Genomic DNA, 25,739 nt, shown 5'->3' on the forward strand with positions numbered 1-25,739 from the left:
ATGTTCAGGGGGGCGGTTTCATTTTTAACCGGTTACCACATTCAAGTTAACGTCAATGTTATTTCTTGTCGCTTTGGAGTAAGGACAGAAATCATGCGCCTTATGGGCAAGGTCCTCCGCGTCTTCCTGCGATACGCCGTTAATGTGTACGTTCAGCTGGACACCAAGCTTAAAACCATCATCGGAAGGATCTTTCATCAGACTCACTTCTGCCGTTATTTTGGAGTCAATTTCCTTTTCCGCTTTGGAAGCAATCAGGTTTAATGCCCCATCAAAGCAGGCTGCGTATCCTGCTGCAAACAGTTCCTCGGGATTTGTTCCTTCCGTGGTCGGGGAATCACCTTTGGGCATTACAAGATTGTGATCAACCACGCCATTTGCAGATTTAACTTGGCCTTCTCTTCCTCCTTCAGCTGTTGCTTTGGATGTAAACATTACTTCTGCCATATACACTCACTCCTTTAGTTAGTCCATACAGAATATATGTTTACTTTTTCTCTTCCTTTTAAACATAAAAAGGATGACTGTGCCGTGGAAATCATAAGTATTAAAAAGAAAGCTGTTTTCGGAAAGATTGTTGTTTTATTCCGCTGCAGGCGGACGCTTTCCGCGGGCATCGCTTCAGCCTCCTCGGGAAAAACGCCCTGCGGGGTCTTCACCTGATGCTATTCCCGCTGGAGTCGTCGCCTTTCGCTGCATCATTAATTTGGTCAATAACAACAATTTATACGAACACAGACAAAAAGAAAGCGGGGAGGCGATGGAAAATTATCGTTCAGGGAACTTTTGTGCTTCACACTGTTGCCCCGGGTGAAACTCTGTATGGCATTGCCCTCAGATATCAGAGTGATCCAGAGCAGATTGTTACAGCTAACGCGCTTTATCCTCCTTTTACAGAGGAATTCCGTATTTTTCCCGGCCAGCTTCTTGTGGTTCCTGCCCTTTCCGGAGGGCGGACCGTTACCCTCTACACCGTCAATCAGGGAGAAACTCTTACTCTGACGGGCAGGAAATTCGGTACTTCCGCCGAACTGATTGCAGGGATCAATGACACAATCCAAAACCCCGATTTTATTTTTGCCAGTCAGCAGGTGATCGTTCCCGCTGCCATCTACAGAATTGAAGAAGGAGACTCAATTTACGGTATCGCCCGAAAAATGGGGGTATCTCCCGAGGCAATCCTGAAAGCCAACAGAGGAAGACCTTCCATTTCTGCCGACCTCATTTATAGCGGCACGCTGCTTATAGTTCCGCTTCCGATCTCCGCAAATATTGCTGTTTTTCAGCCTCTTCCAGGATCCGAAATTACTGAAGGCAGTATCCTCAGCGGTTTTGCAAGGGCATTTGAAGGAACGGTGCTTTTTGAAGTGAGAGATTCCGGTGGAAGGGTGATTGGAGAAGAGCGTTTCACAACGGCGGCTGCAGGAGGACCTGCCTTTGCCCCGTTTCTGACCATTCTCAAATTTGACCGGACTCCTGCTGTACAGGAAGGATTAATCAGAGTGTTTACACGAAGTGCAGTAGATAATTCGGTGGAAAACGAAGTGATCATCCCCGTATATTTCAGCCGTAACTGATTTCCGGCCACGGCCGGGCTTAAATAGAAAGAGAGGCTGGGACATAAAGAAAGTATTTAGATTAGAATCCGAACAAAAAGCTGACAAGCGGATGAAATATTCGCAGACTCCTGCGGGAGGAAAAGCGCAGCTGAGCCCCCTTAAGCAGCGAAGCACGCGGAGGCTCAGCCGCTTCCCGCGGAAAGCGGCGTATATTTCAGGCCCGATTTATCAGCATCGCATATTATTTGTTCGGATTTTCGTCTGTAAAAACACTTCTGTCCCAGCCTCTCTTAGCTTAAATTACGATTTTTTTCTGTAAGATTGTTGTTTTATAACGCTGCAGGCGGACGCTTTCCGCGGGCAGGGCCTCAGCCGGGAAAGGTTTCCTGCTTTTTCCTTTTAGCTCCGAATCCGGCTAGTCTATGCAGCTCAAAGATAACTCAAAGAGTAAACATACGTCGATCGCCGGAGTTTCGGCCTCTCGCTCCCCTATAATTATTAGGTAAGAGAGACAATCTATACGAAAACAGCCTTTGATTATATAACGTCTATTTAAAGCTCGAGTGTTTCCGGAGTGTCTTCTCCATCATTCATCAGACGAACGGCTGTCGGAAAAATCTGGAGGACAACATATTCGGAATCTTCAGGTCCCTCAAACCACCGTGACATCCGATCATGCCAGAGCTTCTCTTTTAATTCATCATCTTCCCTGATTTCAACTTTTCCCTCAACTTCAAGGTAGGTATCCCCGTAGCCTTCCCCTTCATAACCAAGCAGAACATGGACATAAGGATTTTCCGCCACCTCATCGGCTTTATGCGTTTTTCTGTTTGTAGGGGTATAAAGGACAAGCCCATCATTAAAAAAAGTCATGTATCGGGAATGGGGGCGATTGTTTTTTACCGTGGCAAGCGTTCCAATCTTATGTCTGTCAAGAACTTCAAGAATACGTTCCTTCAGGTTTTGTTCATTCATGACCAACCACTCCTTGAGAAAGATATGATTACTATTCCTCAAAGGTACCAAAATAAAACAAAGCCTTTCAGCATGGTTCTCCCAAAAAAACAAAAAGTCCCCCGTCAGGAAGACTCTTCGTTCCAGTGATTCTGTATAAATGATTCCCTGCCTGACTCCGTCCGTTCCCGCCTGTATTTCTCAGGGTTCTTCCTGTAGAATTTCTGGTGCTTATCTTCAGCAGGATAGAATGTTTGAGCCGGCAGTATCTTTGTTACGACAGGCTTTGAGAACCTGCCACTCTGATCGATGGCATCTCTTGAAGCCAGTGCAGCTTCGCGCTGATCCTCACTGAAGTAAAACACTGCTGTCCGGTACTGAGGCCCTCTGTCAAAAAACTGACCGCCGTCATCGGTAGGATCAATCTGCGGCCAGTAAAGATCCAGAAGCTCTTTGTAGGAAAACAATTCCGGATCATAGGTAATTTCCACTGCTTCATAATGGCCTGTTTCACCTGTCTGAACCTCCTCGTAGGAAGGATTCACTTTGTGACCGCCTGTATAGCCTGAAACTACATTATCAATCCCGGGAAGTTCGTCGAATGGTTTAACCATACACCAGAAACACCCTCCCGCAAAAACCGCTTTTTCTCTGTGCTTAGACATGACAACACCCCGGTCGACTCCATTCATTACGGTGATAGTTTACCATAACAGAGGGAATCAGTGAAGAAAACTGCTGAAAAACCGCAAATTTTAAACGATCGTTTAAAATGAGAAAATTCAGAACTTATTTATGTCCGTGTTTTAGGGGGAATTTCGACTATACTGATGTTTTTTCGGGTTTTTGCGGTTTCATGCAGGCCAATGAGGAATCGATGATTATTTCTTTTTCAGCTGCTCGAGAATTTCCGTATCCGCGAAACCTTCCAGATCCGGGCTTTCATTTATAAACTTCAGCTCATAGGAGGCAGTTGCCCAGTACTGAAGTGCATCTGCATGTGTTTCCGCCGTCACATTCATTCTTCCCCACGCTCTATCAAGCACTTCTTCCGGAAGACGGGTCTGCGTAAGATTGTATATGGCCTCATTAACAGTACTAAGTGTTTCCTCCTTATGGTTCTGGGCGTACTCCACGCTTCTTAAATGAGCAAGGAGTGCCTGTTCAACAACTTCTCTGTTTTCCCGCAAGTACTCGTTTGTGGTCACAAAAACTACGCTTGCAAGATCCTCGCCGAGAAATACATCGTTCCACTCTACTACCACGTTGGCATTGTGCTCAATTTCCAGAAGCGTCCCCCATGGTTCAGGCGCCGCCGCTGCATCAATCTGCCCCTGTTCAAACATGGCCACCATGTTGGCAGGAGCAACGCGTGACTGATGCTCAACAGTTCCGCCCAGCCTGTTTGTTTTGAGTCCGATCCTCTCCAGCATGATCTCAAGCTGAACATTATGAGTACATCCGTTTCCCGGAGTACAGAAAGAATGGCCATTAAGGTCCTCGAGTGTGTAAATTCCGGAATCCTCCCTCGAGACTATGAGAGTAGCTCCATTGGCAGCTGCAGCGAGAACAACAACATCCCCTCCCTGCAGGAAGTAATTTATAGCAGGGCCCGGTCCAACGTAACCCATTTGAATATTCCCTGTACTCAGGGCATCAATGAAGTCATTTCCGTTTGGAAAATTAACAAAATCAACATCCGTACCTGCCATCTCCTCGGCAAAAAAGCCTTTTTCCTTTCCAACAATACCGGCAGCATGGTCGAGGTTTGGAAAATACCCGATCGACACTTCTTCAGTCCCGCCGCCTCCGCCCGCGGAGCAGGCTGACAGAAACAGCAGTACGGCACTGCCCAAAAGCGCAAACAATCTCATAATAAAACCTCCTCTGTTCTATCTCCCGGATCCCTTTTCCTGGAGCCCCCATCTTCTGAGTACTTTCCGTTCAACACGGCTGAAAAACAGATATTCCACCGCCAGACCAACCGCCGAAATAATGAACATGATCGCTACAACAAGATCCATATTATAAAAATCCCTTGCATCCATTAGAGTCCGGCCCAGCCCCCCGCGCCCGATAAGTTCCGCTGCCATCAGGGCGCGCCATCCAAAAGCCCATGCCAGTCTGGCGCCTGTAAGTGCTGCAGGAACCGATGCTGGAATCATAACCTTCCAGATCAATTCAGCTCCCTTATAATCCATTGTTCTGGCAGCACGAATGAGAAGCGGCTGAACATTCTTTATGCCCATTCGCATGTTCAGTGTCATTGCCCAGGTCCCACCCAGCACCACTACAAATAAAATAGCGCTACTGCCTCCCTGAAACATCATCAGAGCAATCGGCAGCCACACGATACTCGGAACAGGCTGGAGAGCAATAACCAGTGAGCCGAGCGTCTCATCTGCGAGACGGGAAACGGCGAGAGTAATACCAAGCGCTCCGCCGATCAGGACAGCAAGAATAAATCCTGTGAATATACGCCCCATACTCTCTGAAAAAGCCACCCTGAGAATGCCGGTTTCAAAAAAACCGATATAAAGCTGACTTACAGCCCCCGATGGAGATGGAAAGAGAGTCGGCGACCAGAAGGAATAGACCAAATTCAGGTGGTAAACAGACTCCCAGAGAACAAACAGCGCTGCAAAGAAAAGAAGTCGCTTAATCAGCAAAGGCATCTCCGTACTCCTCCTTTGCCACTTTTGATATTTCATCCGAAAGCAGATCCAGAATCCTCCGCTCAAGTGCGGCGAATTCCTTATCAAGAGGGTTTCTCGGATGCCCTAACTCAACAGAGATAACCTCCCTGATTCCACCGGGCCTTGCGCCCATAAGCACAATCCGATCTGACAGCAGAAGTGATTCTCTTATATTGTGTGTAACAAATACAATTGTTTTTTCAGTCTGTTTCCATATTTCAAGGAGCTGTCTGTGTAAAAGAGTTCTCGTCTGTTCATCGAGAGCCCCAAAAGGCTCATCCATCAGCAGAATTGCCGGATCCATGGCAAGTGCCCTGGCAATCGCTGTACGCTGCTTCATACCACCCGAAAGTTCATGGGGATAGGCGTCCGCAAACCGGCTCAAATGCACCATTTTAAGGTAGTGGTCAGCCCTTCTCCCAGCCTCTTCGGCAGACAGCTTTTTCTTCACTGCAAAAAGCACATTCCCCCGTACAGAAAGCCACGGCATCAGTGCCGCCTCCTGAAAAACAACTCCCCTGTCGGCCCCCGGACCCTGCACCAGCCTCCCATCCACTGTCACAGATCCTTCAGTCGCTTCTTCAAGTCCTGCAGTAATATTCAGCAGTGTGGATTTTCCGCATCCCGATGGACCGAGCAGCGTAACAAACTCCCCGTGACCAATTTCCAGATTTATATCAGAAAAGACTTCTGTGGAGGTACGGTCTCCCTCGGCGCTGCAAAACGTTTTACTGACGTTTCGAATTACAATCCCCAGTTCAATCACCCTCCCTTCACGTGGTTATCCTGATCAAATTACTCGGATATCTTTACAATATATGAAGGGGGCTGGGCATATGTGCAAAAAAGCCGCCTTTCCAAAAGAGTAATCTCTTTTAAAAAGGCGGCACTTTTGTAATGCTTTTTTATACTTCCCTGCTAATAAGATCTTTCTGTATTATCCCGCAGTATCAGTCATGCGACTCCTCCTGTCACCTTAACTGAATGGCCTCTTTAACAGTACTGAACGTCCTGATCTGTGACAGATCGATCTGGAGTCCTGTCGCCTTTATGGCAAGTTTCGTGGAGATACCCGTGATAATAAGCGAAGTCCCAAGAAGCCTGAGAAGATCATGCAGGTTGAATATACCCTGGATTACATGTTCGTTAATATCATTCAGCCCAGAGAGATCAAGGATAAGGGTGTGATCTTTTGTGTCTGATACAGCAGCAGTAATGTTTGTTAGAATCGTTTCGAGTCTTTTTTCTGTTATGTTACCAATGAGCGGCAGAACAGATACCCCTTCTTCCACCGGTACAATAGGGGTCGATAACCGGCTTACTTCATCAATTGACAGTAAAAGCTCTTCTTTAGCCGTGCGGTAGTCCGTCACGTCTTTTTGAACTCCGACAAAATACCGTTTACTGTTTGCCTCATCAAAAACAGGGTCAATGTGAAGTTCGTTCCAGAACGCCTCGCCGTTTTTCCGGTAATTCTTAATTGTAACCGTAACTGATTGTCTCGTATTTACAGCCTCTCTGATTTTCGCTACCTCGTCTGCATCAGTATCAGCCCCCTGAAGAAACCTGCAGTTTTTTCCGATAAATTCATCCGCAGAATAGCCTGTCATTTCCTCAAACGCCCTGTTTGCGTAAACAATCGGATGATCTTCCAGATCCGGGTCCGTCATAATGACCCCCACACGGGTATAATCCATTGCTTTTATCAGTAAGTCAGGCGACAAAGAATGATGAAGGGTATGCGCCATGTAATCTCCTCCCGACGTAACTCAAAATTATATGATTTATGTTATAAACATAGTCCAACTATGACTAATCATAATTTGTAAGGGTTATTATTTCAACAATGTTGAGGCTGAATACTCCAGATCTATCCCCCGCCCCAAATAATAAGCCAGTATATATTGAAGCAACTCGCATTTTCATACCTCAATAAAGAACGATCGGTTGCTGTTCTCTGCAAAGAACAAGAATCGCATTAATACAAATTCAATACATATATCTTTCTCGCTCCGGCCATCTGTTATATAACAGGGTGAATTAGAAAAAACCCGGACCTGAGTCCAGGATTTTCTGGTTGGTTATGAGGTTTCACGGTGCTCTTTCCTTACTTGGTGATCCCTCCCCCAATCCGCCATCTCTTCAAGCATTCTCTCCAGGTTTCTTCCGTAAGGCGTGAGAGAGTATTCAACTTTGGGTGGTACCACCGGATAAGCTTTTCTTTCAATGAGACCATCTGATTCCAGTTCTTTGAGCTGCTTGATTAGAGTCTGATGTGAAGCATCGGGAAGCTGTTTCTTTAATTCATTGAATCTCAGTGTCTGGCCCACCAGTTCCAGCAGAATGATTCCCTTCCATTTACCGCATACAACATCCAGGGTTGTTTTAATACTTTCAAGTTTATCACGATCCATTTTACAGGCCTCCTGATTTTTAGTTATCTGCATCATTGTCCGGCCCTGTACACTGACCGGCTTATGAGCATGAACTTACTCCAGATTTGTTTAATTAATACCCTCTTTACATTTATTCAACCCAAAAAAGCTTCCTTTTTGAGGGAAGCTTTTGCAGGAATTGTTATTTTTTTCGCAGATGGAGACTTTCCACACCATGTTTTTTCCCCTTATGCAGTATAAGGTCTGCCCGGTGTTTGGTAGGAAGTATATTTTTGTAAAGGTTAACTTCATTTATTTCTTTCCAGATTTTCGCTGCGACCTGTTCGGCTTCTTCATCAGTCAGTTCAGCGTATTTTCTGAAATAGGAGTTGGGATCTTTAAATGCAGTGGAACGAAGCGTTTTAAACCTCTCAATATACCAGGTAAAAATATCTTCTTCTTTTGCATCAACATAAATGGAAAAATCGAAGAAATCCGAAACAAATACTTCCGGGATTTCCCTCCCGTCATTAGCAACCTGAAGAACGTTGATTCCCTCAACGATTACAATATCCGGACTGGAGATCACCTGACGCTCGCCATCTACGATGTCGTAAACCAGGTGGGAATAAACAGGAGCACTCACTTCGTTTACGCCTGATTTAAGATCAGCGAGAAACCGGATGAGCTTGGCTGTATCATAACTTTCCGGAAACCCCTTCCGGTTCATAATGCCTTTTTCCTCAAGCACTCTGTTTGGGTAGAGGAATCCGTCCGTTGTAAGCAGCTCCACCTTAGGGTGGTTCGGCCATCTTGAGAGCAGGGCCTGGATCAGTCGTGCTGTTGTGCTTTTACCCACCGCCACACTCCCCGCCATTCCGATAATATAGGGGACTTTACTGGTCTTTCTGTGGAGAAAGAGGTTCGTAACAGAATGAAGGTCCTGTGAAGCTGTTGTATAGAGGTTCAGCAGTCTTGAGAGTGGAAGATAAATACTCGATACTTCCTCGATTGATATGTTTTCGTTAATCCCCTGCAGATTCCTGATCTCCTCTCCCGAAAGAGGCTGAACGGATCCGGGGCTTAATTGGGACCATTCCTGTTTATTAAGAGTTACATAAGGAGAATACGGTTTATGAGCTGAGTAGTATGAAAGCATATATGTACTCCTTGCCTGTGTACTGTAAGCGTTTTATATTTCGACATTCTTCATCTTACCATACATTATCCGGTTATGCTTCTTCAAGACCTTATTTATACAGTAAGGAGTAATATAAAATCGCTTTTATCCTCTGAAAATGTTATACTCTTTCCAGACTTTGATTTGAGAAGGATGAGGCAAATGATTAATGTATCCAACGTAAGTTTGCGCTTTGGTGACCGCAAGCTTTTTGAAGATGTAAACATAAAGTTCACACCTGGTAACTGCTACGGCCTGATTGGTGCAAACGGAGCAGGAAAATCCACTTTCCTGAAAATTCTGTCCGGCGAAGTGGAATCACAGTCAGGCGAAGTAAGCATGGCTCCAAATTCCCGTATGGCTGTACTCAAGCAGAACCATTTTGAATATGAGGAGTTTAACGTTCTTGATGTTGTAATCATGGGACATAAACGTCTTCACGAAGTGATGCAGGAAAAAGACGCGATCTATATGAAAGAAGACTTTACTGATGAAGACGGTATTAAAGCTGCAGAGCTTGAGGGTGAATTTGCCGAGCTTAACGGATGGGAAGCGGAATCAGATGCTGCTGTTCTTCTGAGCGGTCTTGGTGTTCCGGAGGAGCTTCACTCCAAAAAAATGGAAGAACTTACCGGGGGAGATAAAGTAAAAGTTCTCCTCTCCCAGGCACTGTTTGGTAATCCGGACGTCCTTCTGCTTGACGAGCCAACCAACCACCTGGATCTCAAAGCAATTAAGTGGCTTGAGGAATTCCTGATTAACTTTGAGAATACAGTGATTGTCGTTTCCCACGACCGTTATTTCCTTAATAAAGTGTGTACACACATCGCTGATCTTGACTTCGGAAAAATCCAGGTTTATGTAGGGAACTATGACTTCTGGTACGAATCCAGTCAACTTGCCCTTAAAATGCAGCAGGAACAGAACAAGAAAAAGGAAGAAAAAATCAAGGAGCTCCAGAACTTCGTAGCCAGGTTCAGTGCCAACGCCTCCAAGTCCAAACAGGCGACATCACGTAAAAAGCTTCTTGACAAAATTGAGCTCGACGATATAAGACCGTCCTCCCGTAAATATCCCTACATCGCTTTTAAACCGGAACGTGAAATCGGGAATGACGTACTTGAAGTTAAAGGACTTACGAAAACGATCGACGGTGAGAAAGTTCTAAACAACGTAAGCTTTATCATGAACCGCGAAGATAAGATTGCCCTTGTAGGTGAAAACGAAATTGCCAAGACCACTCTTATGAAAATTCTCATGGGCGAAATGGAGCCGGACAGCGGCTCGTATAAGTGGGGTATTACAACAAGTCAGTCCTACTTCCCGAAGGATAACTCCGCCTATTTCGAAGGAAACGACACGGACCTTGTCAACTGGCTTCGTCAGTACTCCCCTGAAGATCAGACGGAAACATTTATCCGCGGTTTCCTGGGCAGAATGCTGTTTTCCGGCGAGGAAGCAAAGAAAAAGGCGAGCGTTCTCTCCGGAGGGGAAAAAGTCCGCTGTATGCTCTCAAAAATGATGCTCAGCAGTGCCAACGTTCTTCTTCTTGATGAACCGACAAACCACCTGGATCTGGAGTCGATTACTGCCCTGAACAACGGTCTTATTAACTTCAAGGGAGCTATGATTTTTGCCTCCCATGACCATCAGTTCAATCAGTCCATTGCAAACCGGGTCATTGAGATCAGAGAAGAAGGTGTCTTCGATAAAGAGATTACTTTCGATGAATATGTAGAATTAAAAGCAGCTGTAAAGTAACTGCCCTGCCCCGGATTAATTAATCCGGGGTTTTCTTTTGTCCGTAACATATGAGGTTTACTAAGGGAACATTATGTAAACAGAGATAACCCTTAAAATCAGACTTCTGAAGTAACAGCCCCCCTCTCTTTCTGTCACTCAAAACATACCGGCAAGCCTCAGCCTGTTCGGCCGGGCCCGCCACCTTCCAATCAATAGACACTTTACTTATGTCCCAGCTCTTCGTTCAGAAATAGTCTCTGCTGCAACAATATACTCCCTTATACTCAGTACAGACCAGCATTTCAGGCAGTTATTTACCTGATTACAGCCAGTGCGACCATGCCGATGCACAGACCAATAAGGGAACTGGCAATTGTACCAATTAGATAGTATTCGGCAAACTGTTTATTATCAAACTGCTTAAACCGAGTGAGTGATTTGAGTGCAGCGAGAAAAGCCAGGCCGTGCGGGAGCTGAAGTACCAGCAGCACAATAATAAGGAGACGCTCCAGCATTCCGATGTATCTTCCGGTTTTCTGAGGGGAATCGCGATAAAGCTGTTCTGTTTTCACAGTCACCATCTCCGACTCCCTCTCACCATTCGGAAGCATTCTGGTTCTCACCTCTGTCCTTTCATTCTCAATGGTGTAATGGTTCTTCTGAATATCATCCTTTGGTGTAATATTCTGGAGCAGAATGCCGAGAAAATATCCTGCGGCCCAGGTACCTGTGATCAGAAGGCTGATGATGGCGACTGCTCTGTCTGCCGGATGCCAGTTATAGGTGCCGTTCATGATCGCAGCAGCCTGCTGTGTGAAAGCATCTGCACCTCCGGGAATGAAATAAAAGACAGCCCCAAGGATAATTGCTATATGAATCGCCTGATCAGATAAAAACAGGACAGTCTGACCAGCGGTGGAACGAAAGGAGTAGTTGAGATGAATTTTTATATAATCCACAGCAAAGTGTAATACAGATACAGTTATAATAATGAACAGCAGAGACAGCACCGAACCTCCGAAAAACATCCAGGCAACTGTTAAAACAGTGAAGTAGACAGAAGCATGTATAAGAGCATGAATGGCAAGACCTTTAAGCAGGTTTAACTCCTTTAGACGAATCAGCCGGTCAGACTGAAAAATAAAATCAGCAGCCAGGTGTCCCGCAATAATCCAGAGCCAGATCATCGGCATCCCGCTTTTTGCTGAAGGTAATCTTGATAAAACCGGGTAAGTTCGTCATAAGCTTCTTCCATTCCTTTAACCCGGGCATACTGGGATCTTGCCAGAAGATAGCTTACGGCTGATTTCGGGGACTTGTACCCCAGTTTTTTCCCTGCCTGTTCAAATGTCCATTCCGGGTGCTTCTCAATAATATCAATGACATCCTGCTGTTTCGCTGTCCACTGTTTTTTCTTCTCCAGAATTGTCAGGTACATACTGTTTAACGAACTGTCAGGTACTTCTTCGGAAAGAATATAAAAACTGCTTTCTTTCTTCGATTGTCTGCTGCTTTTTAATTCATCATCTCTGGCCCGCATGGCATTTAAAACCGCACTTCCATTTACAGTGTGAATCGAGGTTTCCGCGTTCTCAATAAAACCGATGCCCACCCCCATATAAAAAGGAAGATCGTTTTTTCCAAGTATGAGACGCACGGTCTCCATCAGATGACGGGTATCCCCAATATTTTCAGATACAGCGACCAGTTCATCTCCTCCGCGCAATTCCGCCTTAACAAGCAGCGTTGAAGCAAATTCCTTGTTTACTGCAGAACGGCACAGATTCAGGGACTCAAGCAGTTCCGTCTTATTGAGCAGCGAAGAGTTTTTAATATCGACTGCAATACATACAGCCGGAACACGAACGTCCATGCTGGTTCCCCCCTTACCTTTACTGAGTATTTCAAAAAAACATCAACCTGAATAAAGTTGATATTAAATTATCAACAAATACAATGTTGTTGCTATTACATCAACTATAAAACGAAGCAGCCAAGTTGACAACCACCTTTTGTTTGATTTTTAATGTTTACTAAGTGTTATCCCGTCCTGATTTTCAGGTAACCGCGACAGAAAGGAGCGACTATGGAAACACTCGATCGTCTTGTAATCGGAACTGTTTTCGCTGCAGCCCTTGCAGTACTGATTATACTCATTCCCGATGCATCAGCTTATCCCTACTTCATCACCGCTACCATCGTTTTTGCAGTATCACTGGTTCTGTTCTTTCTGTATCTGCCTGACATGACTCTTACCTGGTATATTCGTCTTGCTGTTGTCAACGGAACTGTCCTTACGTTAATGCCGATCCTTGAAGAAGGATCGGCCTGGCTCTGGGTTTCCGTACTGTACGGCTCCATTATTGCTGCAGCCTATCTGCCGTTTTCCCTTACCGGCAGAAAATGAGAACGTATGTTCTATTTTATACTCATAAACACAGAGGCGCCAGCGTCTTTGGTCACTGATTTGCCTAAGACTATTTCCTGAAATAACCCCTGGCCGGATCCGGCCAGGGGTTTGGTCATTTATTCTGATTTCCAGGGATAGTCATCTTTTTCAGTAAAGAACCTCTTCCTCATCTCCTCTTCCTGCAGGACATATCGTCGGGATTCACCGGGAGGAAAGCCCATGTGCCGGGGCCAGTCCATCATGTTCATTTTCCACATACCCAGCCCCGATATATTGAGAAGATGTTTGAAATGAAGGCGGGGATGACTCTCCAGATAGCGCAGGGCACGCATCCTGATTTTCTGCCACGGACGGCTTGAGAAAGAATAAACAAGTGCGGACTGATGACTCAGTCCTGATACAAATTCAGAGCGGGGTTTCCTTACATACTCGAACCAGCTGAGGTATTCTTTTCCCCATCTGTTATGTTCATGCATCCAGACAAGAAGTTCGCCAAGAATATCAGCATCCTGAATCGCCATATTCATCCCCTCCCCGGCCATCGGGTGCACACTGTGGGCCGCATCTCCCAGAATGGCACTGCTGTCAGTCACATAACGGGATGTATTATGGCGAATGGGAATCATAAGCTGTATTTCCTTCCACTTTTTTATCTCGTCCACGTACCCTTCCATTTCAGGCATGAAATCACGGTAAGCTTTAAAAACCGGTTCAAGCCCCTCTTTTCTCATTGCCTTATACCGCCCCGGCTCAATCATGTACACTGAGCGTACCTGACCTTCAGGAAGAGGAAAAAGGCCGACGAAATGATTTCTCGACGCAAAGATAGTTGCTTCCTTCAGTTCAGGAGGTCTTGGAAAAGTTACAGTGAGAAAGTGATGATTATACTGCATTGAATGCAGGGATACGTCCATCGTTTTTCTTACTTTCGACAGACGTCCTTCTGCCCCGATAATGACACGGGCAGTTATCTCATACACTTCTTTTCCCTTTTTAATAAAAGCTTTCTGGACTCCGTCTTTTGTTTCCATCTTTTCAAAAACAGCCGGTTTCCAAAGGTGGAATGCGGAAAACTCCTCCGCTCTTGCAGTTAACAGTTCCCTTATCTTTTCATGGGGTGCCATTCTTGCATAATTGTATTTTACAGGCAGCATGCTGTAGTCCAGTCTGCTGTGGCAAAGTGTTTCGGGGCGGTCTCCAGGCCTCAGTTCAACTTCATACGTATGAATGGTATCAAGCTGGTAGCTGTTTGGAAGCAGCGGATCAAGAACGTCCAGCTTATCCAGAATCATCATGCTTTTCGGCTGAAGCAGTTCGCCTTTATAGACGTGCCCTCCCTTTGGATCCTTTTCCACAACCAGTGTCCTTACTCCTCTGCTGGAAAGGCTGAGGGCGAGCGTTAAACCACCCACGCCTCCGCCGATGATTATGACATCGTAATCCATATGTTCACCACCTCACCATCGAAAACCGTATTTCCGGCTTTTAACCCCTTCCCTCTAAGTCAGTCCGGTAAACCCTACTGTATATTCACACTCATACAATCAGATAATGGATAGTAACGCTAAAGTGAGGTGAAATAAGGTGGACTATCACAGAGCCAAGGAAATACTGGAATCACCAAGGGAACACGATGTGTACTTTCAGGGTAAAAGAATCTGGATACAGAATGTGGATAACGAAAACAAGACAGCCCAGATATTTCCTGCAACAGACCCTAATGAGGAGATGACCGTCCCTGTAACGGATTTAATGGAAGATCATGCATAATTAACAAGCCCAGGTCACCCCTCTAAAACACTCAGTTAAAAAAAAACAGAACCCGCAGGGGCTCTGTTTTTTTAACGTTAATCTTTTACTGCTCCAAGATCGGGATCCAGATCAATATTTTTCTTGCCGAGTCTGTGACGAACATACAGCGGAATCGTAAATGCTGCAGCAAAAAGCAGTACAGTAGCGGCAATCATTCTCCAGTCTCCGTCCACGAAGCTTGCCCCAAGAAAGGTGAAAGCGAGGGATCCCGGAATAATCCCGCACATAGTGGCACCGATATACGTTTTAAAAGGAATTCTTGAGATCCCGGAAAGGTAACTGACAAGATCAAAATTAACCACCGGCAGAATCCGGAGAACGAGAACGTAAAAAAAACCGTGCTGTTCCACTTTTTCCTGCAAGGCTTCCGCTCTTCCCTTCCACTGCCTGTTGACGACCCTTTTGCCCAGAGTTCTAGCAATCCAGAAAGAAAACGCCGCCCCCATCAGTGAACCTGCGTAGGTCAAAAGGGGGCCGAAAAGGGGCCCGAAGGAAAGTCCGCCGGCAACAGCAAGAATTGATGCCGGAAACAATGTCAGCGGCCTGAGAGCGAAAATCATCAGATAAAACAGCGGAGCAAGGATACCGAACGATAAAATCCAGCTCCTTATTCTGTCTGGATCTATCTGAAAGAAAGTCTGATTTAATGAGAAAACACCATAAATAATGAGGAGCAGAACGCCCACTCTGATCAGTATCTTAAGCCACACAACTAAACCACCCCTGCAACCTGCATCAAAATCATCGTCCCTGAAGCTTTTGAAAGCCTCTCTATTTATCCATAATAGAACAAACGATGAGGAGGTGCAAACAAACGAGTAGTCATCACTCAGCCTAAAACCAGCTGATCAGCCAGAGCATGCCGATCAGTCCTGTAATAAATGAGTACGTGGCCAGGAGAGCATGCCCGTCTCCATGACTTTCGGGAATCAGCTCTTTATAGATGATATAAAGCATGGACCCCGCAGCAAAAGCCAGACCAAAGGGAATGACCGATTCTATTATTCCAGTCAGTAAATAACCGCATACTGCAGCGATGAATTCAACCATGCCTGTCAGTAACGCAATCAGAAAAGCAATTCCCGCCCTGACCCGCTGGTGAATCAGGTAGATGGCAACGAGGAATCCTTCAGGCATATTCTGAAGACCGATGGCTAAGGCAATTAAAGGTCCAAGACCTTCCACACCGCTTCCGTAGCTCACTCCCACCGATAAACCTTCCGGAAGGTTATGGAGAGCGATCGCTGCAACAATCAGAAAAGCCTTTCGGTCACCAGATGCCTTTCCCCTGTCATGCTCCATATGCTGATGGGGCACCGTTGTTTCCAGTAAGCTCAGAAACAGCACGCCGGCAAATACACCAAGGGCAACCATAATGAAATCAGACATCTGAAGAGAACGCGGGATCAGTTCAAAAACTGCCGCTGCCATCATGACACCAGCACAAAATCCAAGAAGAATATCTTTGAACTGGTGCGTCCCTTTTCTGAAAATCAGAGCCGGAACAGCACCGAGTCCCGTCGCAGCTGCAGCAAGAACACTTCCAATAAGAAACTCCGGCATAACCCGAATCACCTGCCTGTACAAAAAATCCACCGGTAAAAAAGTATACAGACTGATAAGGTGATTCATTCCATATAAAAAAGGATGAGCCTATGGCTCATCCTATCTTGGATGCTTAGATTACATTGGTAAAGGAAGATGGGAGCACCCAGTCCTTGTTAGGGCCGGCTACTTCAGTTCCGCCTGAGAATGGCAAAACCCAATCTTCGTTAGGGCCGGCTACTTCAGTTCCGCCTGAGAACGGCAGTACCCAGTCTTCGTTAGGGCCAGCTACTTCAGTTCCACCTGATGATGGCAGCACCCAGTCTTTGTTGGGACCCGCTACTTCGGTTCCACCTGATGATGGCAGCACCCAGTCTTTATTAGGGCCGGCTACTTCAGTTCCGCCTGATGATGGCAGCACCCAGTCTTTGTTGGGACCGGCTACTTCAGTTCCGCCTGATGATGGCAGCACCCAGTCCTTGTTGGGACCGGCTACTTCATTTACAGGAGAGTAGTCAGCATTATCTGCCAGCTTAAAAACTGGATTATCAATACTAATAGCGCTGAAGAAAACTATTCCCGTAAATATAATAAAACTGATTGTCTTTTTCATACTTGTTTCCTCCTCTTAATCATTATTTAATATGGTGTGATACTTGTAAAACAGATCTGCAGCATTTTCAATGTACTTAAAATCATTCAATTCCTTTCCCAACTTATATGAGACGTCTGCCGCTTTGTACCAAAGTTCAGCTTTTTTATATGCATCAATCGAAAGCTTAAAATATTTAATATACCTCTCATTGTTTCCTCTATCTTTGAAAAACAGTCCTAATGTTTCACAAATACCCCCTAGTACCTTTCCTCTCTGAATCTTAGGGAGAAGTGATTCTATTTCCTGTACATAGATATCAGCCATTTCAAATTCTCCGAGATTAAGATAGCAGTTTGCCAGGAGGTCCAGACTGTTAATAATTTCATGTGGATATTCAACAACTTTTCTTTTTAGTGCTAAAGCTCTGTTACCATATTCAATTCCCTTTTTATAGTTTTTAAGCTTGTGATAAAGAACACCTATGTTATTAAAAATAAATGAAGATTTTCTTAAATCACTATTGTAAACTAACAGGTTTTGTGCTTTTTTGTATGTGTCTAATGCATCTTCATATTTATTTTGTCCACTGTAAATATTTCCAAGGTTTATTAAACAGTCAGTTAATAGTTTGATCTCGCCTATATCCTGAAGAATTTGTTCTGCATCTTTAAAATGCTGTTCACCTAGGCTGTAATTCCCAATGTGACCATACGTTACCCCAAGGTTGAAGTAACAAAGAGCAACCTCGAATGCATTTTTCTCAAAATTAATCTTACTATCAATTGCTCCCATGAAGCATTTGATCGCCTTCCAAAATTCGTCTTTAAAAAAATGTAATACTCCTTTTACCCTTTGGTACATAAAGTGTAAGGCATCATATTCACTAACATTTTTTTCTTCAATTGTGTCAAAAAGTTTATTTGCTTCATCAATATTTTCGTCTTTAATAAGTATTTGACATTCTACAATTCTAAATTTAATTTTAAGTTCTTCTGTAAAGCTCATTCCTAAATTATTAACTTGAATTACATTTTCCTTTGCCAGATCCACTAGATCCCTATAAGTATATCTAAGTGCCGAATCCAGCAGCTCATTGGCCTTACGAATATTTGTCTCTTCCTCAATTCCCAGAAGAAAATCGACCGATGTTCCCAGCCGGGATGCTATCTCCGGAAGAATATCATCAGGCAGATGCCGGGTATTGTTTTCAATATCCTGTATGTATTTCGGTGACAGGATACCCTCTGCGAGCTCTTCAACAGTAAGTCCCTTTTCAATTCTGAATTCTCTTATTCTGTCTCCGATCATAGTACCACCTGATTTTTTAATGTTTCGACTGTTATGAACATTATACACGATAAAATAAAGGCAATTATGCCTGTCTATCGAATTAGATAGGATATACCTAGAATCTTTTCCATTCACGTATGAAATTCATGTTTTCGGTAATAAATCTGATACTATTTTACTAGAATTTTTAATCAGTTTTCCGGGAATGCCTGCAAGCACGTATGGTATTCTCTTATTAAAAGGGAGGTGTCAGTACCTTGCATACATACTTGTTTACGGGGTTCCCCGGCTTTATTGCACGAAATCTGGTAAAGGGAATCATTGAAAGCCCGCGCCATCAAGTGGAGGCTGTTTACCTTCTGGTTCTGCCGTCGCAGAAAGAACATGCCGAAGCTGAAGTAACTGCCATTGAAAATATATACCCGGAAACTGCGGGCCGCCTTCACCTGGTAACCGGGGATATAACCGACCCCCATCTTGGACTTGAGAAAAATATTTCAGAATACCTTGCTTCATCCGTAAACTTTATATTTCATCTTGCTGCTCTCTATGATCTGGCGGCAGATGCTAAAGCTGCCCGGAAAGTTAATGTGACCGGTACAGAGAATGTCACACGATGGACATCAAAATGCACGGCTCTGATCCGGTACGTTTATTTTAGCACAGCCTATGTATCTGGCAAACGGGAAGGGCTCGTTTTGGAAACCGAGCTTGACGCGGGTCAGTCTTTCAAAAATCACTACGAGCAGACCAAGTTTGAAGCAGAAAAAATAGTGGAGGCTCATAAAGGTTCCATTCCGATTACAATCATACGCCCGGGAATCGTTAGAGGCCACTCGGTGACCGGGGAGACAATCAAATTTGACGGGCCCTATTTTATTCTGAACATGTTCGATCGTCTTTCATTTCTCCCGGCACTGCCCTACCTTGGTGCAGGTGAGGCGGACGGCAATTTTGTACCGGTGGATTACGTCATCCAGGCTTCCGTTTACCTGAGTACGCTGCCTCAGGCATCCGGGAACACCTTTCATCTCACCGATCCCTCTCCTCTCCGGATGCGGGAAATTTACAGACTTCTTATGGAAGAGTACCTTGGCAAAAAACCAGCCGGCACAATTCCTTTTAAATCAGCAACGGCATTTCTTCACTTCCGCCCGCTCAGGCAGTGGCTTGGTATAGAACGTGAAGCACTTGACTACCTGATATGCAGAACAAATTACGATACCTCAAATACCGAAAGGGCTCTGGAAAATTCGGGTATCCGTTTTTCCTCATTCCAGGAAACACTGCCGGCAATGGTATCGTTTTATAAAAATCACCGGAAAGACCCTGAGAAGAAAGTGAAAATCAATTAATGTACATGTTCCTGACCGGAAGCGGATGAACCCTCGTCCCGGTCAGGAACGTTTATTCTCGATGATTAACGAAGTAAAGAAATGACTCTTTTACTTTCTGGCCGGTCATTTTTTCCCATGCACCGGTATAAGCGTGAAGCTGGCTCTGATAATAGGTTTTAAGTTCTTTCAGATCACTTTCATTTTTGAGACGGTCGGTTTTAAAATCCACTACAACCCATTCTCCTTCTTCCCTGAAAATCAGGTCAATAATACCATTCAGATACCGAGCTGGGATGCTGCCTGTCTGCTCCGTTTCCCTGTACATAAAAGGAACTTCAGTCAGAACCTGGTCTGACTGCTCCATTCGTTTCCACAGGTCCGAATGGATAAACGAATTCAGCACCCCTTCTGCTTCATCTGCCCGAAGTTCATCCAGCCTATGGTTAATAAGCATCTGCCTGATCTTACTTCTGCCCATATCCCCATAGCGGATCTGATTCTCGAAGAGTTCGTGGACGAATGTTCCCCATTCAGGCCCCCCTCCTTCTTCACGTTCCAGCATGAATGATTCTTCTTTGGTTTCAATGCCGGAAGGTGTCTCGATTTTATAGGATTCTTCAGAGGCCTTACCAGTCCAGGTGTCCAGTTCCGAAAGAAATGCATCGTAAGCCGGAATATCGACGGGTTCCGGCACTCCGGATTCACGACCCTGCTCGTTTTCGGGAACAGGGATTTCCTCAAGACCGGGAATCTCCTTTACAAGTGATCTCCATGGATTTTTATTATCTGCCTCGCTGTCAGTGCGGCTTATGATCAGCATTTCCTCCGCTCGGGTGGCTGCGACATAGAGGAGACGGATCTCTTCGGCTGAAAGGTATGCCGTCTCTTCTTTCTTCCTCTCATCCCACCCGGGAGGTCTGGCAATGGTTTCCCGCTGGTACATACCCGCAGTTTTCTGGAACGTAAAGTATCCGGTTGAATCGTCTTCTGTGCGTTCAATATGACGGTCCACAAACTTAGCTGTATCTGTGATTTTTTTAGGATGTACAAGAAAAACATACGGAGCCTCAAGGCCTTTTGATTTATGTACGTTCATGACACGTACTGCCTGGTGATCCTCCGGAAGAAGAAGTTCTTCGTGCACTCGTTCTGTTACCTGCTCGTAGAAAAACTTCGCACAGTCGCCAAAAAGGGTTTTACCACGGCTTTCTTCATCCCTGACTCCAGCGATTACCTGATAATAATGTACAGCATCACGAGGTGTTTTACCGGCTTTAATCGAAGCTGTGAACAGCCCCAGGTCCTCCGCGGCCATTTCCATGACCGTCGCAGGGGCATGCTGTCTGCACCATTTCAGATAACGGCGGATCTTCTCAAAACAGACTGAAAGAACATTCCTCTCTTTCATGTCAAGACGTTCGGGCATGGAAGAATAGGCATGGAGTTCTCCCCCTGCCCGGCGGTACTTGAGTAGCAGGGAGTCACTGATTCCAAAAAAGGGCCCTCTTAATACAGCGGTAAAATAAAAGCTGCTCGAAGGATTTGCAAGATACATGTACAAATGAGCCAGACTCCGGAGCATCTCATCCCGGTCGAACGCTGATTCCCCGGATGTCATTACCGGGATCCCCAATTCCTGCAGGGCCTTTGTATACTCAAGAACCCCGTCGTTGTACCGTGTCAGCACCATGAAATCAGCAGGTACTGCCGTCCCCTCTCTGATTCTCCGGCTTATTATACCGGCTACACGCCCTGCATCCTCTGCCACTACTTCGTCCTTTTTTCCATCAGGAACGGTGAGTGTAAAAATACCCCGGTTTTCACTGTCTTCTGCATCCTCTTTATATGAGACCAGCGGCCGGTAGGCTGCCTGGTAGGCGTTTTCCCCGCTGGGCATAACCCCTTCAAAAACAGGATTGATCCGGGAGGTAATCCGGCTTGTTGTCCTGAAATTCATGATAAGGTCGAGCGTCTCCCCGCCTGTTTTTGCGATCATCTGCTTGACCTTCTGATAGATGTCGATATCAGCACGCCTGAAACGGTAGATTGACTGCTTAGGATCCCCTACAACAAACAGCGAGCCGGGTTTGGGAACCTGCCTTGTCCAATCATCCTGATTATCGAGTTCGCCTGTCAAAAGAAGCATGATCTCGGCCTGAACCGGGTCGGTATCCTGGAATTCATCCACCAGAAGGCACTTATATTTCCGGCGGAAATAATGCCTGGTGGACGGCTGTTCTCTCAGCATCTTTGCCGTGAGCAGGAGCATATCCTGAAAGTTAAGCATCGACAATTCCTTTTTGAGATTCGTATAGGCAGTAAGAGCCGGGCGCAGGAATGGCACAATGATCGAGTGACAGTATTCCTGCCACTCTGTCATAAATTCTTTTACATGTTCATGAATGACTGCTGCCTGTTCCTTCAGGTACTTTGCATCTTCCTTTGAATCCCAGCGGTTGAGCGTAACTCCCGGTTTAGCTTCAAAAAGCCTGAGCAGGTTCAGACGGTTTCTGCTCTGCTCAAGATCAAAATACTGCAGTCTCCGCTTTGCAATAAGCAGTTTTTCCTGAAGCTTGTCATACCCTTTCACCGGTTTTGTTTCAGGCATTGAACGCCAGGCTTCATTGATAAATGTCAAAAGGCTGTCAAACGCTTTATTGAGATCGGGGACTGGAGTTTCCTCAGTAAACCATGTAACATCTTCATATTCCTTTACGGTTTTCAGAGCACTCCGGAGCTCTGTAACATCAATGGCAGCTTCTTCAAACAGCTTGAGCTTTTCAGGATTCTTTGCTCTGACTTCCGTCAGATACATTTCCCATGCCTGATCGAGAAGGGCTTCATCTTCCATGTCATCAAGTTCACGGAAATCAAAATCAAGTCCCGCTTCCACGGGTCTTTCCCTCAGAATCTTTGAACAGAATGAGTGAACAGTTCCGAGAAAACACTGATCAAAATTCTCCAGAGCATTTGAGATCCGATCCTTTTCGACTGAATGTCCTGTTTCCACAGCCAGTTTTTCAAGGGCCGCCTGAAAACGTTCTTTCAGCTCATCTGCGGCCTTACGTGTAAACGTGATAGCTACGATTTCATGAATGTGAAATTTTCCTGTCACGATGAGATTTGTCATTCTCGTAACGAGGCTCCTCGTTTTTCCCGATCCTGCTCCAGCTTCCACCAGAAAATTCCGGTCAAGATCGTGATCGATTAAATGACGCTGTTTCTGATCAATCAGTTCAGTCATAACTGCGCACCTCCTTCAACAGCCGTCCCGGAGCAGAAGCTTCCGAAAGTTTTTCCTGAATTGTATCCTCATCATACCGATGGCGCATGCACACTTCCTTTACTTCACAGAAGGTACAGTCAGACGGGTCTTCTGTATAGGGAAACTGGCCTGAGCGTATAAACGTGGACAGCGTTTCAACTATACGGAGAAGGTCCTGCTTTTTTTCCTCATTGTATGGTCTGGAAGCCTGGTGGCCGTTACCTTTCTCGGTAGGAAAAAGGTAGTGTGACTGGGTAACCCGCTTTTCCCCGGATTCGTGAAGCATTTCAAATGCAAGAGCATATAAGGCATGCTGAAGCTTTCTGCCTCCATTAAAGTACAGGTCGTCATCATATCCGTACGGCTTTCCGCTTTTATAATCCACGGTACCATACGTCCCGTCTTCAAGCAGGTCAACTCTGTCAATTTTCCCGCGTACTGTTAAAGAACGGGAATCATCCACAGGGATCGTGACCGGTTCCTCATTTCTGAAACCGAACGCCAGTTCAAAATGAACCGGTTTACGACCTGCTGTAAATGACTCTTCAACCTTCAGGAAGATAAAGCATGCATCGAGAATTTCTCTTGTTTCCAGCTCTGCAATGACTTCATTGGGAGGGGGAAGGATTTTCCTTACCTTTGCAATTTCCTCATTGGCTATTCCCTTCAGCCATTCTGCAGTTCCATCAAGTTCAGGTGTTTTACCTTCATCGTAAAGCTCCTGGTAGAAGCGTTCGAAAACGGTATGCAGGAGGGTTCCCCGTGTTGCAGGATCAAGCCATTTATACCGGTCCTCTTCTTCTTCCTCTTCAGGTTCAACTTTCAGAATTTCTCTCAGAAAATACCGGTACGGGCAGGCCGCAAGTGTTTCAAGTCTGCTTGAACTCATAATTCCCCCTGTACTCGATAATGGATCGAGATCTTCCGTCAGCCCTTCTACAAGACCCTCAAACGGTGTTAAATAAGGCTCTCTTCTTGCCTGTTCTGCTTTTATGCCTTCCAGCAGGTGCCTAAAGCGTTCATTTATTAGATCGGAATCAGTAACACTTGCTTTTCTCCACAGCTTGTCGAGCCACCATCCGTTTCTGCTGACGGAGGAAGTTTCCCTGCTCACAAATGCCAGACTTCCTGTCATTGCCTTTTCTGTTTCTTCCCCGGTTGCATCAGGACGGTCATTGATGAAACGGAAGAGCTGAATAAAGGTGTAGGCAGGAGCTGATTTTCTGTTGCCGGTGAGATCCATCACCGGATAGGAGTAGGATGTAAACCCCTCATGTGCAACAGCCAGTGATGAAGTTTTCCACACTTCCCGCTTAGCCTGCTCTTTTGATGTCATCATGCGGGGATGGATCCGGGTTCGCTCTTCATCCAGCAGAACCGGATCTTCTTTCTGGGAACCGGGAATGTTCTGATTCGTCATACCGACCATAAATGTATAAACTGAGTCGAGCATTAATGCCGATCTCAAAGGGGCTGCATGCAGGTGCCCCGGCTCAGGCATGGAAGAGATGACCTGCATGGACGAGAGCCAGTAATCACATTGGGAAACCGCATCTCCGGCTTTTAACTCGAATGTGAGCTGCGGAGACTCCTGTTCAATCATGGATACAGCATGCATCTTGGCCGATTCATCCTCCGGGCTGACTGGCCGTGCCCACTCTTTAAGAAATTCACAAACCGCCTTAAGACACTCGGCACCTGAAACTTTCTCCATTGTATTATGAAACGGTGATATGTTCAGAAGGCGCCGGAGCCACGCTGTCATTTCGGCAGCGCCCCCCTTCTTTTCCAGCTCATTTACAGCTCGCATAAGAGGGGTATAACCTTTTACCGCACCTTCTCTTTTTTTTAATTTGCCAAGCTCATGGAAGATCTCGATTCCCTCAGGCGTTTTAATCAGACGCTCATTAAGGAGCCGGTCGAGAGCTGCGAGATCAAAGTCCGATTTCAGCCAGTGCAGATAGGCGAGAGCAGCTTTCCCGGACGGCATCGTGGAAAGAGGCATTCCCTCTGAGAAAGTAATGGGGATTCCTTCTTTGTCGCGAATCTGCCGGAGCAGATTTCTGTATGACCCATTTGAAGGGTACAAAACCGCTGCCTGGTCAAAAGGAATCCTATTCTCTTTGAGATAGGCGAGGATATCATACAATTCCTCTTCAGGACTGAATTTAACAGAAAGGCGGATCTTTTCCTTTCTGTCTTTGATCAGCTCCTGCAGTGATCTCTCCGGCTTTACGGAATAATCCAATTCCAGAAGCTGTCTGTTCTGATCGGTATTTTCAACCCTGGTCCATTCCGGTATATGTAATATACCGTCAGCAGTATAATTCTCCAGAAAACGTGCCTGCAGGGGATGATACGCATCATGAGGGAAATAGATATAAGCTGTACCCGGCAGACCGCGAAGTTCAGCCTCTATAGCTCCGAGGTATAAATCCGCTCTGTCATACAGGTTATTTTCTTCGAGGTACGTTTCATATGACCGGAATAAAAGAGCCACATCCGCCCCTTTATCCTCATTTATAAAGATCTCCCCATTTAGATCACTGTGTCTTCGACCTGCAAGTCTGATATCAAGTAATGCCCTGTATACCCCTTCACTCAGGGACGGAGAAAGCTTCACCTGTGAAAAATAGCGGAACGCATCCTGTGATTTCAACGTCTTCATGCAGGTATAAATAAACTGTCTTCCGGCTTCCTGGGAACATTCCTGCTTCCCGCGGACTGCCTGGTCACAGTCAGGGTGACGGTTAATAAGGTCATCCGCTGTCAGGCTGTGCACATTAATAACCGGGATCCCTCTTTTTGCAAGCGCCTGTACAGCCAGCCTTCCGTCCCTTCCGGATGGGACGATAAATACTTTTTCCCCGAAGGGATTCTCTTTAATAATTGCTTCAATGTCTTTTAGAAACTCCGGTGACATGTCCGTTTCCCCCAGTCCGTGATTTACATTAATTTTCGCACGATCATACGTTCTT

23 protein-coding genes are annotated in these 25,739 nt (G+C 45.6%); 5 read left to right on the forward strand and 18 right to left on the reverse strand.

Annotated features, from left to right (window positions below; translation table 11 throughout):
- Positions 1 to 24: 24 nt before the first annotated feature.
- The gene (locus FGB90_RS03965) at positions 25 to 447 is read right to left on the reverse strand and encodes an organic hydroperoxide resistance protein (protein ID WP_138809251.1); all 423 of its coding nucleotides are present in this window, start codon (positions 445 to 447) and stop codon (positions 25 to 27) included.
- A gap of 215 nt (positions 448 to 662) precedes the next feature.
- Between FGB90_RS03965 and FGB90_RS03970 the strand changes: the two genes are divergently transcribed.
- Complete coding sequence (locus FGB90_RS03970) at positions 663 to 1,577, forward strand: LysM peptidoglycan-binding domain-containing protein (protein WP_138809252.1); 915 nt, start codon at positions 663 to 665, stop codon at positions 1,575 to 1,577.
- A 534-nt stretch (positions 1,578 to 2,111) separates the two neighbouring features.
- Here the strand turns inward: FGB90_RS03970 and FGB90_RS03975 are convergent.
- The 8 genes from FGB90_RS03975 to coaA all read right to left on the reverse strand — a co-directional run bounded on the left by FGB90_RS03975 (position 2,112) and on the right by coaA (position 8,743).
- Positions 2,112 to 2,534: a pyridoxamine 5'-phosphate oxidase family protein gene (locus tag FGB90_RS03975; RefSeq protein WP_138809253.1), complete on the reverse strand. Its 423-nt coding sequence runs from the start codon at positions 2,532 to 2,534 to the stop codon at positions 2,112 to 2,114.
- 104 nt (positions 2,535 to 2,638) lie between these two features.
- Complete coding sequence (gene msrA / locus FGB90_RS03980) at positions 2,639 to 3,178, reverse strand: peptide-methionine (S)-S-oxide reductase MsrA (RefSeq protein ID WP_138809254.1); 540 nt, start codon at positions 3,176 to 3,178, stop codon at positions 2,639 to 2,641.
- A gap of 216 nt (positions 3,179 to 3,394) precedes the next feature.
- Positions 3,395 to 4,387, reverse strand: coding sequence for an aliphatic sulfonate ABC transporter substrate-binding protein (locus FGB90_RS03985; protein ID WP_138809255.1), 993 nt, complete (start codon positions 4,385 to 4,387; stop codon positions 3,395 to 3,397).
- An 18-nt stretch (positions 4,388 to 4,405) separates the two neighbouring features.
- Positions 4,406 to 5,188, reverse strand: coding sequence for an ABC transporter permease (locus FGB90_RS03990; protein ID WP_138809256.1), 783 nt, complete (start codon positions 5,186 to 5,188; stop codon positions 4,406 to 4,408).
- Positions 5,172 to 5,966, reverse strand: coding sequence for an ABC transporter ATP-binding protein (locus FGB90_RS03995; RefSeq protein WP_138809996.1), 795 nt, complete (start codon positions 5,964 to 5,966; stop codon positions 5,172 to 5,174). Before FGB90_RS03995 ends, FGB90_RS03990 begins: the two co-directional genes overlap by 17 nt.
- Positions 5,967 to 6,180: 214 nt before the next feature.
- Positions 6,181 to 6,957: a YtvA family blue-light photoreceptor gene (ytvA, locus tag FGB90_RS04000; RefSeq protein WP_138809257.1), complete on the reverse strand. Its 777-nt coding sequence runs from the start codon at positions 6,955 to 6,957 to the stop codon at positions 6,181 to 6,183.
- A gap of 333 nt (positions 6,958 to 7,290) precedes the next feature.
- Positions 7,291 to 7,623, reverse strand: coding sequence for a winged helix-turn-helix transcriptional regulator (locus FGB90_RS04005; RefSeq protein WP_138809258.1), 333 nt, complete (start codon positions 7,621 to 7,623; stop codon positions 7,291 to 7,293).
- A 163-nt stretch (positions 7,624 to 7,786) separates the two neighbouring features.
- Positions 7,787 to 8,743 (reverse strand): type I pantothenate kinase, encoded by a 957-nt coding sequence (gene coaA / locus FGB90_RS04010; protein WP_138809259.1) that lies wholly within the window; start codon positions 8,741 to 8,743, stop codon positions 7,787 to 7,789.
- A 183-nt stretch (positions 8,744 to 8,926) separates the two neighbouring features.
- Here coaA and FGB90_RS04015 point away from each other — a divergent pair, with 183 nt between their 5' ends.
- Positions 8,927 to 10,525, forward strand: a complete 1,599-nt coding sequence (locus tag FGB90_RS04015) for an ABC-F family ATP-binding cassette domain-containing protein (protein WP_138809260.1) — start codon at positions 8,927 to 8,929, stop codon at positions 10,523 to 10,525.
- A 296-nt stretch (positions 10,526 to 10,821) separates the two neighbouring features.
- On the opposite strand, the gene FGB90_RS04020 is transcribed toward FGB90_RS04015, so the two are convergent.
- Both FGB90_RS04020 and FGB90_RS04025 read right to left on the reverse strand, forming a co-directional pair.
- Positions 10,822 to 11,694, reverse strand: a complete 873-nt coding sequence (locus FGB90_RS04020; protein ID WP_171051690.1) for a DUF3307 domain-containing protein — start codon at positions 11,692 to 11,694, stop codon at positions 10,822 to 10,824.
- Positions 11,691 to 12,380 carry a hypothetical protein gene (locus FGB90_RS04025; RefSeq protein ID WP_138809262.1) on the reverse strand — a complete coding sequence of 230 codons (690 nt, stop codon included), beginning with the start codon at positions 12,378 to 12,380 and terminating at the stop codon, positions 11,691 to 11,693. Before FGB90_RS04025 ends, FGB90_RS04020 begins: the two co-directional genes overlap by 4 nt.
- Positions 12,381 to 12,593: 213 nt before the next feature.
- Here FGB90_RS04025 and FGB90_RS04030 point away from each other — a divergent pair, with 213 nt between their 5' ends.
- A complete protein-coding gene (locus tag FGB90_RS04030) occupies positions 12,594 to 12,914 on the forward strand; it encodes a hypothetical protein (RefSeq protein ID WP_138809263.1) in 321 nt (106 codons plus the stop codon).
- Between the two features lie 119 nt (positions 12,915 to 13,033).
- Here the strand turns inward: FGB90_RS04030 and FGB90_RS04035 are convergent, their stop codons facing one another.
- Positions 13,034 to 14,362, reverse strand: a complete 1,329-nt coding sequence (locus FGB90_RS04035; protein WP_138809264.1) for an FAD-dependent oxidoreductase — start codon at positions 14,360 to 14,362, stop codon at positions 13,034 to 13,036.
- Positions 14,363 to 14,501: 139 nt separating this feature from the next.
- On the opposite strand from FGB90_RS04035, the gene FGB90_RS04040 reads away from it, so the two are divergent.
- Positions 14,502 to 14,687, forward strand: a complete 186-nt coding sequence (locus tag FGB90_RS04040; RefSeq protein WP_138809265.1) for an H-type small acid-soluble spore protein — start codon at positions 14,502 to 14,504, stop codon at positions 14,685 to 14,687.
- A 77-nt stretch (positions 14,688 to 14,764) separates the two neighbouring features.
- Here FGB90_RS04040 and FGB90_RS04045 read toward each other — a convergent pair whose 3' ends face one another.
- The 4 genes from FGB90_RS04045 to FGB90_RS04060 form a co-directional block, all read right to left on the reverse strand.
- On the reverse strand, positions 14,765 to 15,439 hold the full coding sequence (locus FGB90_RS04045; protein WP_138809266.1) for a TVP38/TMEM64 family protein: 675 nt from the start codon (positions 15,437 to 15,439) through the stop codon (positions 14,765 to 14,767).
- Between the two features lie 124 nt (positions 15,440 to 15,563).
- Positions 15,564 to 16,292: a ZIP family metal transporter gene (locus FGB90_RS04050; RefSeq protein WP_138809267.1), complete on the reverse strand. Its 729-nt coding sequence runs from the start codon at positions 16,290 to 16,292 to the stop codon at positions 15,564 to 15,566.
- Between the two features lie 115 nt (positions 16,293 to 16,407).
- Positions 16,408 to 16,887, reverse strand: coding sequence for a hypothetical protein (locus FGB90_RS04055; protein WP_138809268.1), 480 nt, complete (start codon positions 16,885 to 16,887; stop codon positions 16,408 to 16,410).
- Positions 16,888 to 16,902: 15 nt separating this feature from the next.
- A complete protein-coding gene (locus FGB90_RS04060; protein WP_138809269.1) occupies positions 16,903 to 18,177 on the reverse strand; it encodes a helix-turn-helix transcriptional regulator in 1,275 nt (424 codons plus the stop codon).
- Positions 18,178 to 18,416: 239 nt separating this feature from the next.
- Here FGB90_RS04060 and FGB90_RS04065 point away from each other — a divergent pair, with 239 nt between their 5' ends.
- Positions 18,417 to 19,514 carry an SDR family oxidoreductase gene (locus FGB90_RS04065; RefSeq protein WP_138809270.1) on the forward strand — a complete coding sequence of 366 codons (1,098 nt, stop codon included), beginning with the start codon at positions 18,417 to 18,419 and terminating at the stop codon, positions 19,512 to 19,514.
- 52 nt (positions 19,515 to 19,566) lie between these two features.
- Here the strand turns inward: FGB90_RS04065 and FGB90_RS04070 are convergent, their stop codons facing one another.
- On the reverse strand, positions 19,567 to 22,740 hold the full coding sequence (locus FGB90_RS04070) for a UvrD-helicase domain-containing protein (RefSeq protein ID WP_138809271.1): 3,174 nt from the start codon (positions 22,738 to 22,740) through the stop codon (positions 19,567 to 19,569).
- Positions 22,733 to 25,684, reverse strand: coding sequence for a PD-(D/E)XK nuclease family protein (locus FGB90_RS04075; protein ID WP_138809272.1), 2,952 nt, complete (start codon positions 25,682 to 25,684; stop codon positions 22,733 to 22,735). Before FGB90_RS04075 ends, FGB90_RS04070 begins: the two co-directional genes overlap by 8 nt.
- Positions 25,685 to 25,739 lie beyond the last annotated feature (55 nt).

The sequence above is a fragment of the Alteribacter natronophilus genome (assembly GCF_006007885.1).
Classification (GTDB): Bacteria; Bacillota; Bacilli; order Bacillales; family Salisediminibacteriaceae; genus Alteribacter; species Alteribacter natronophilus.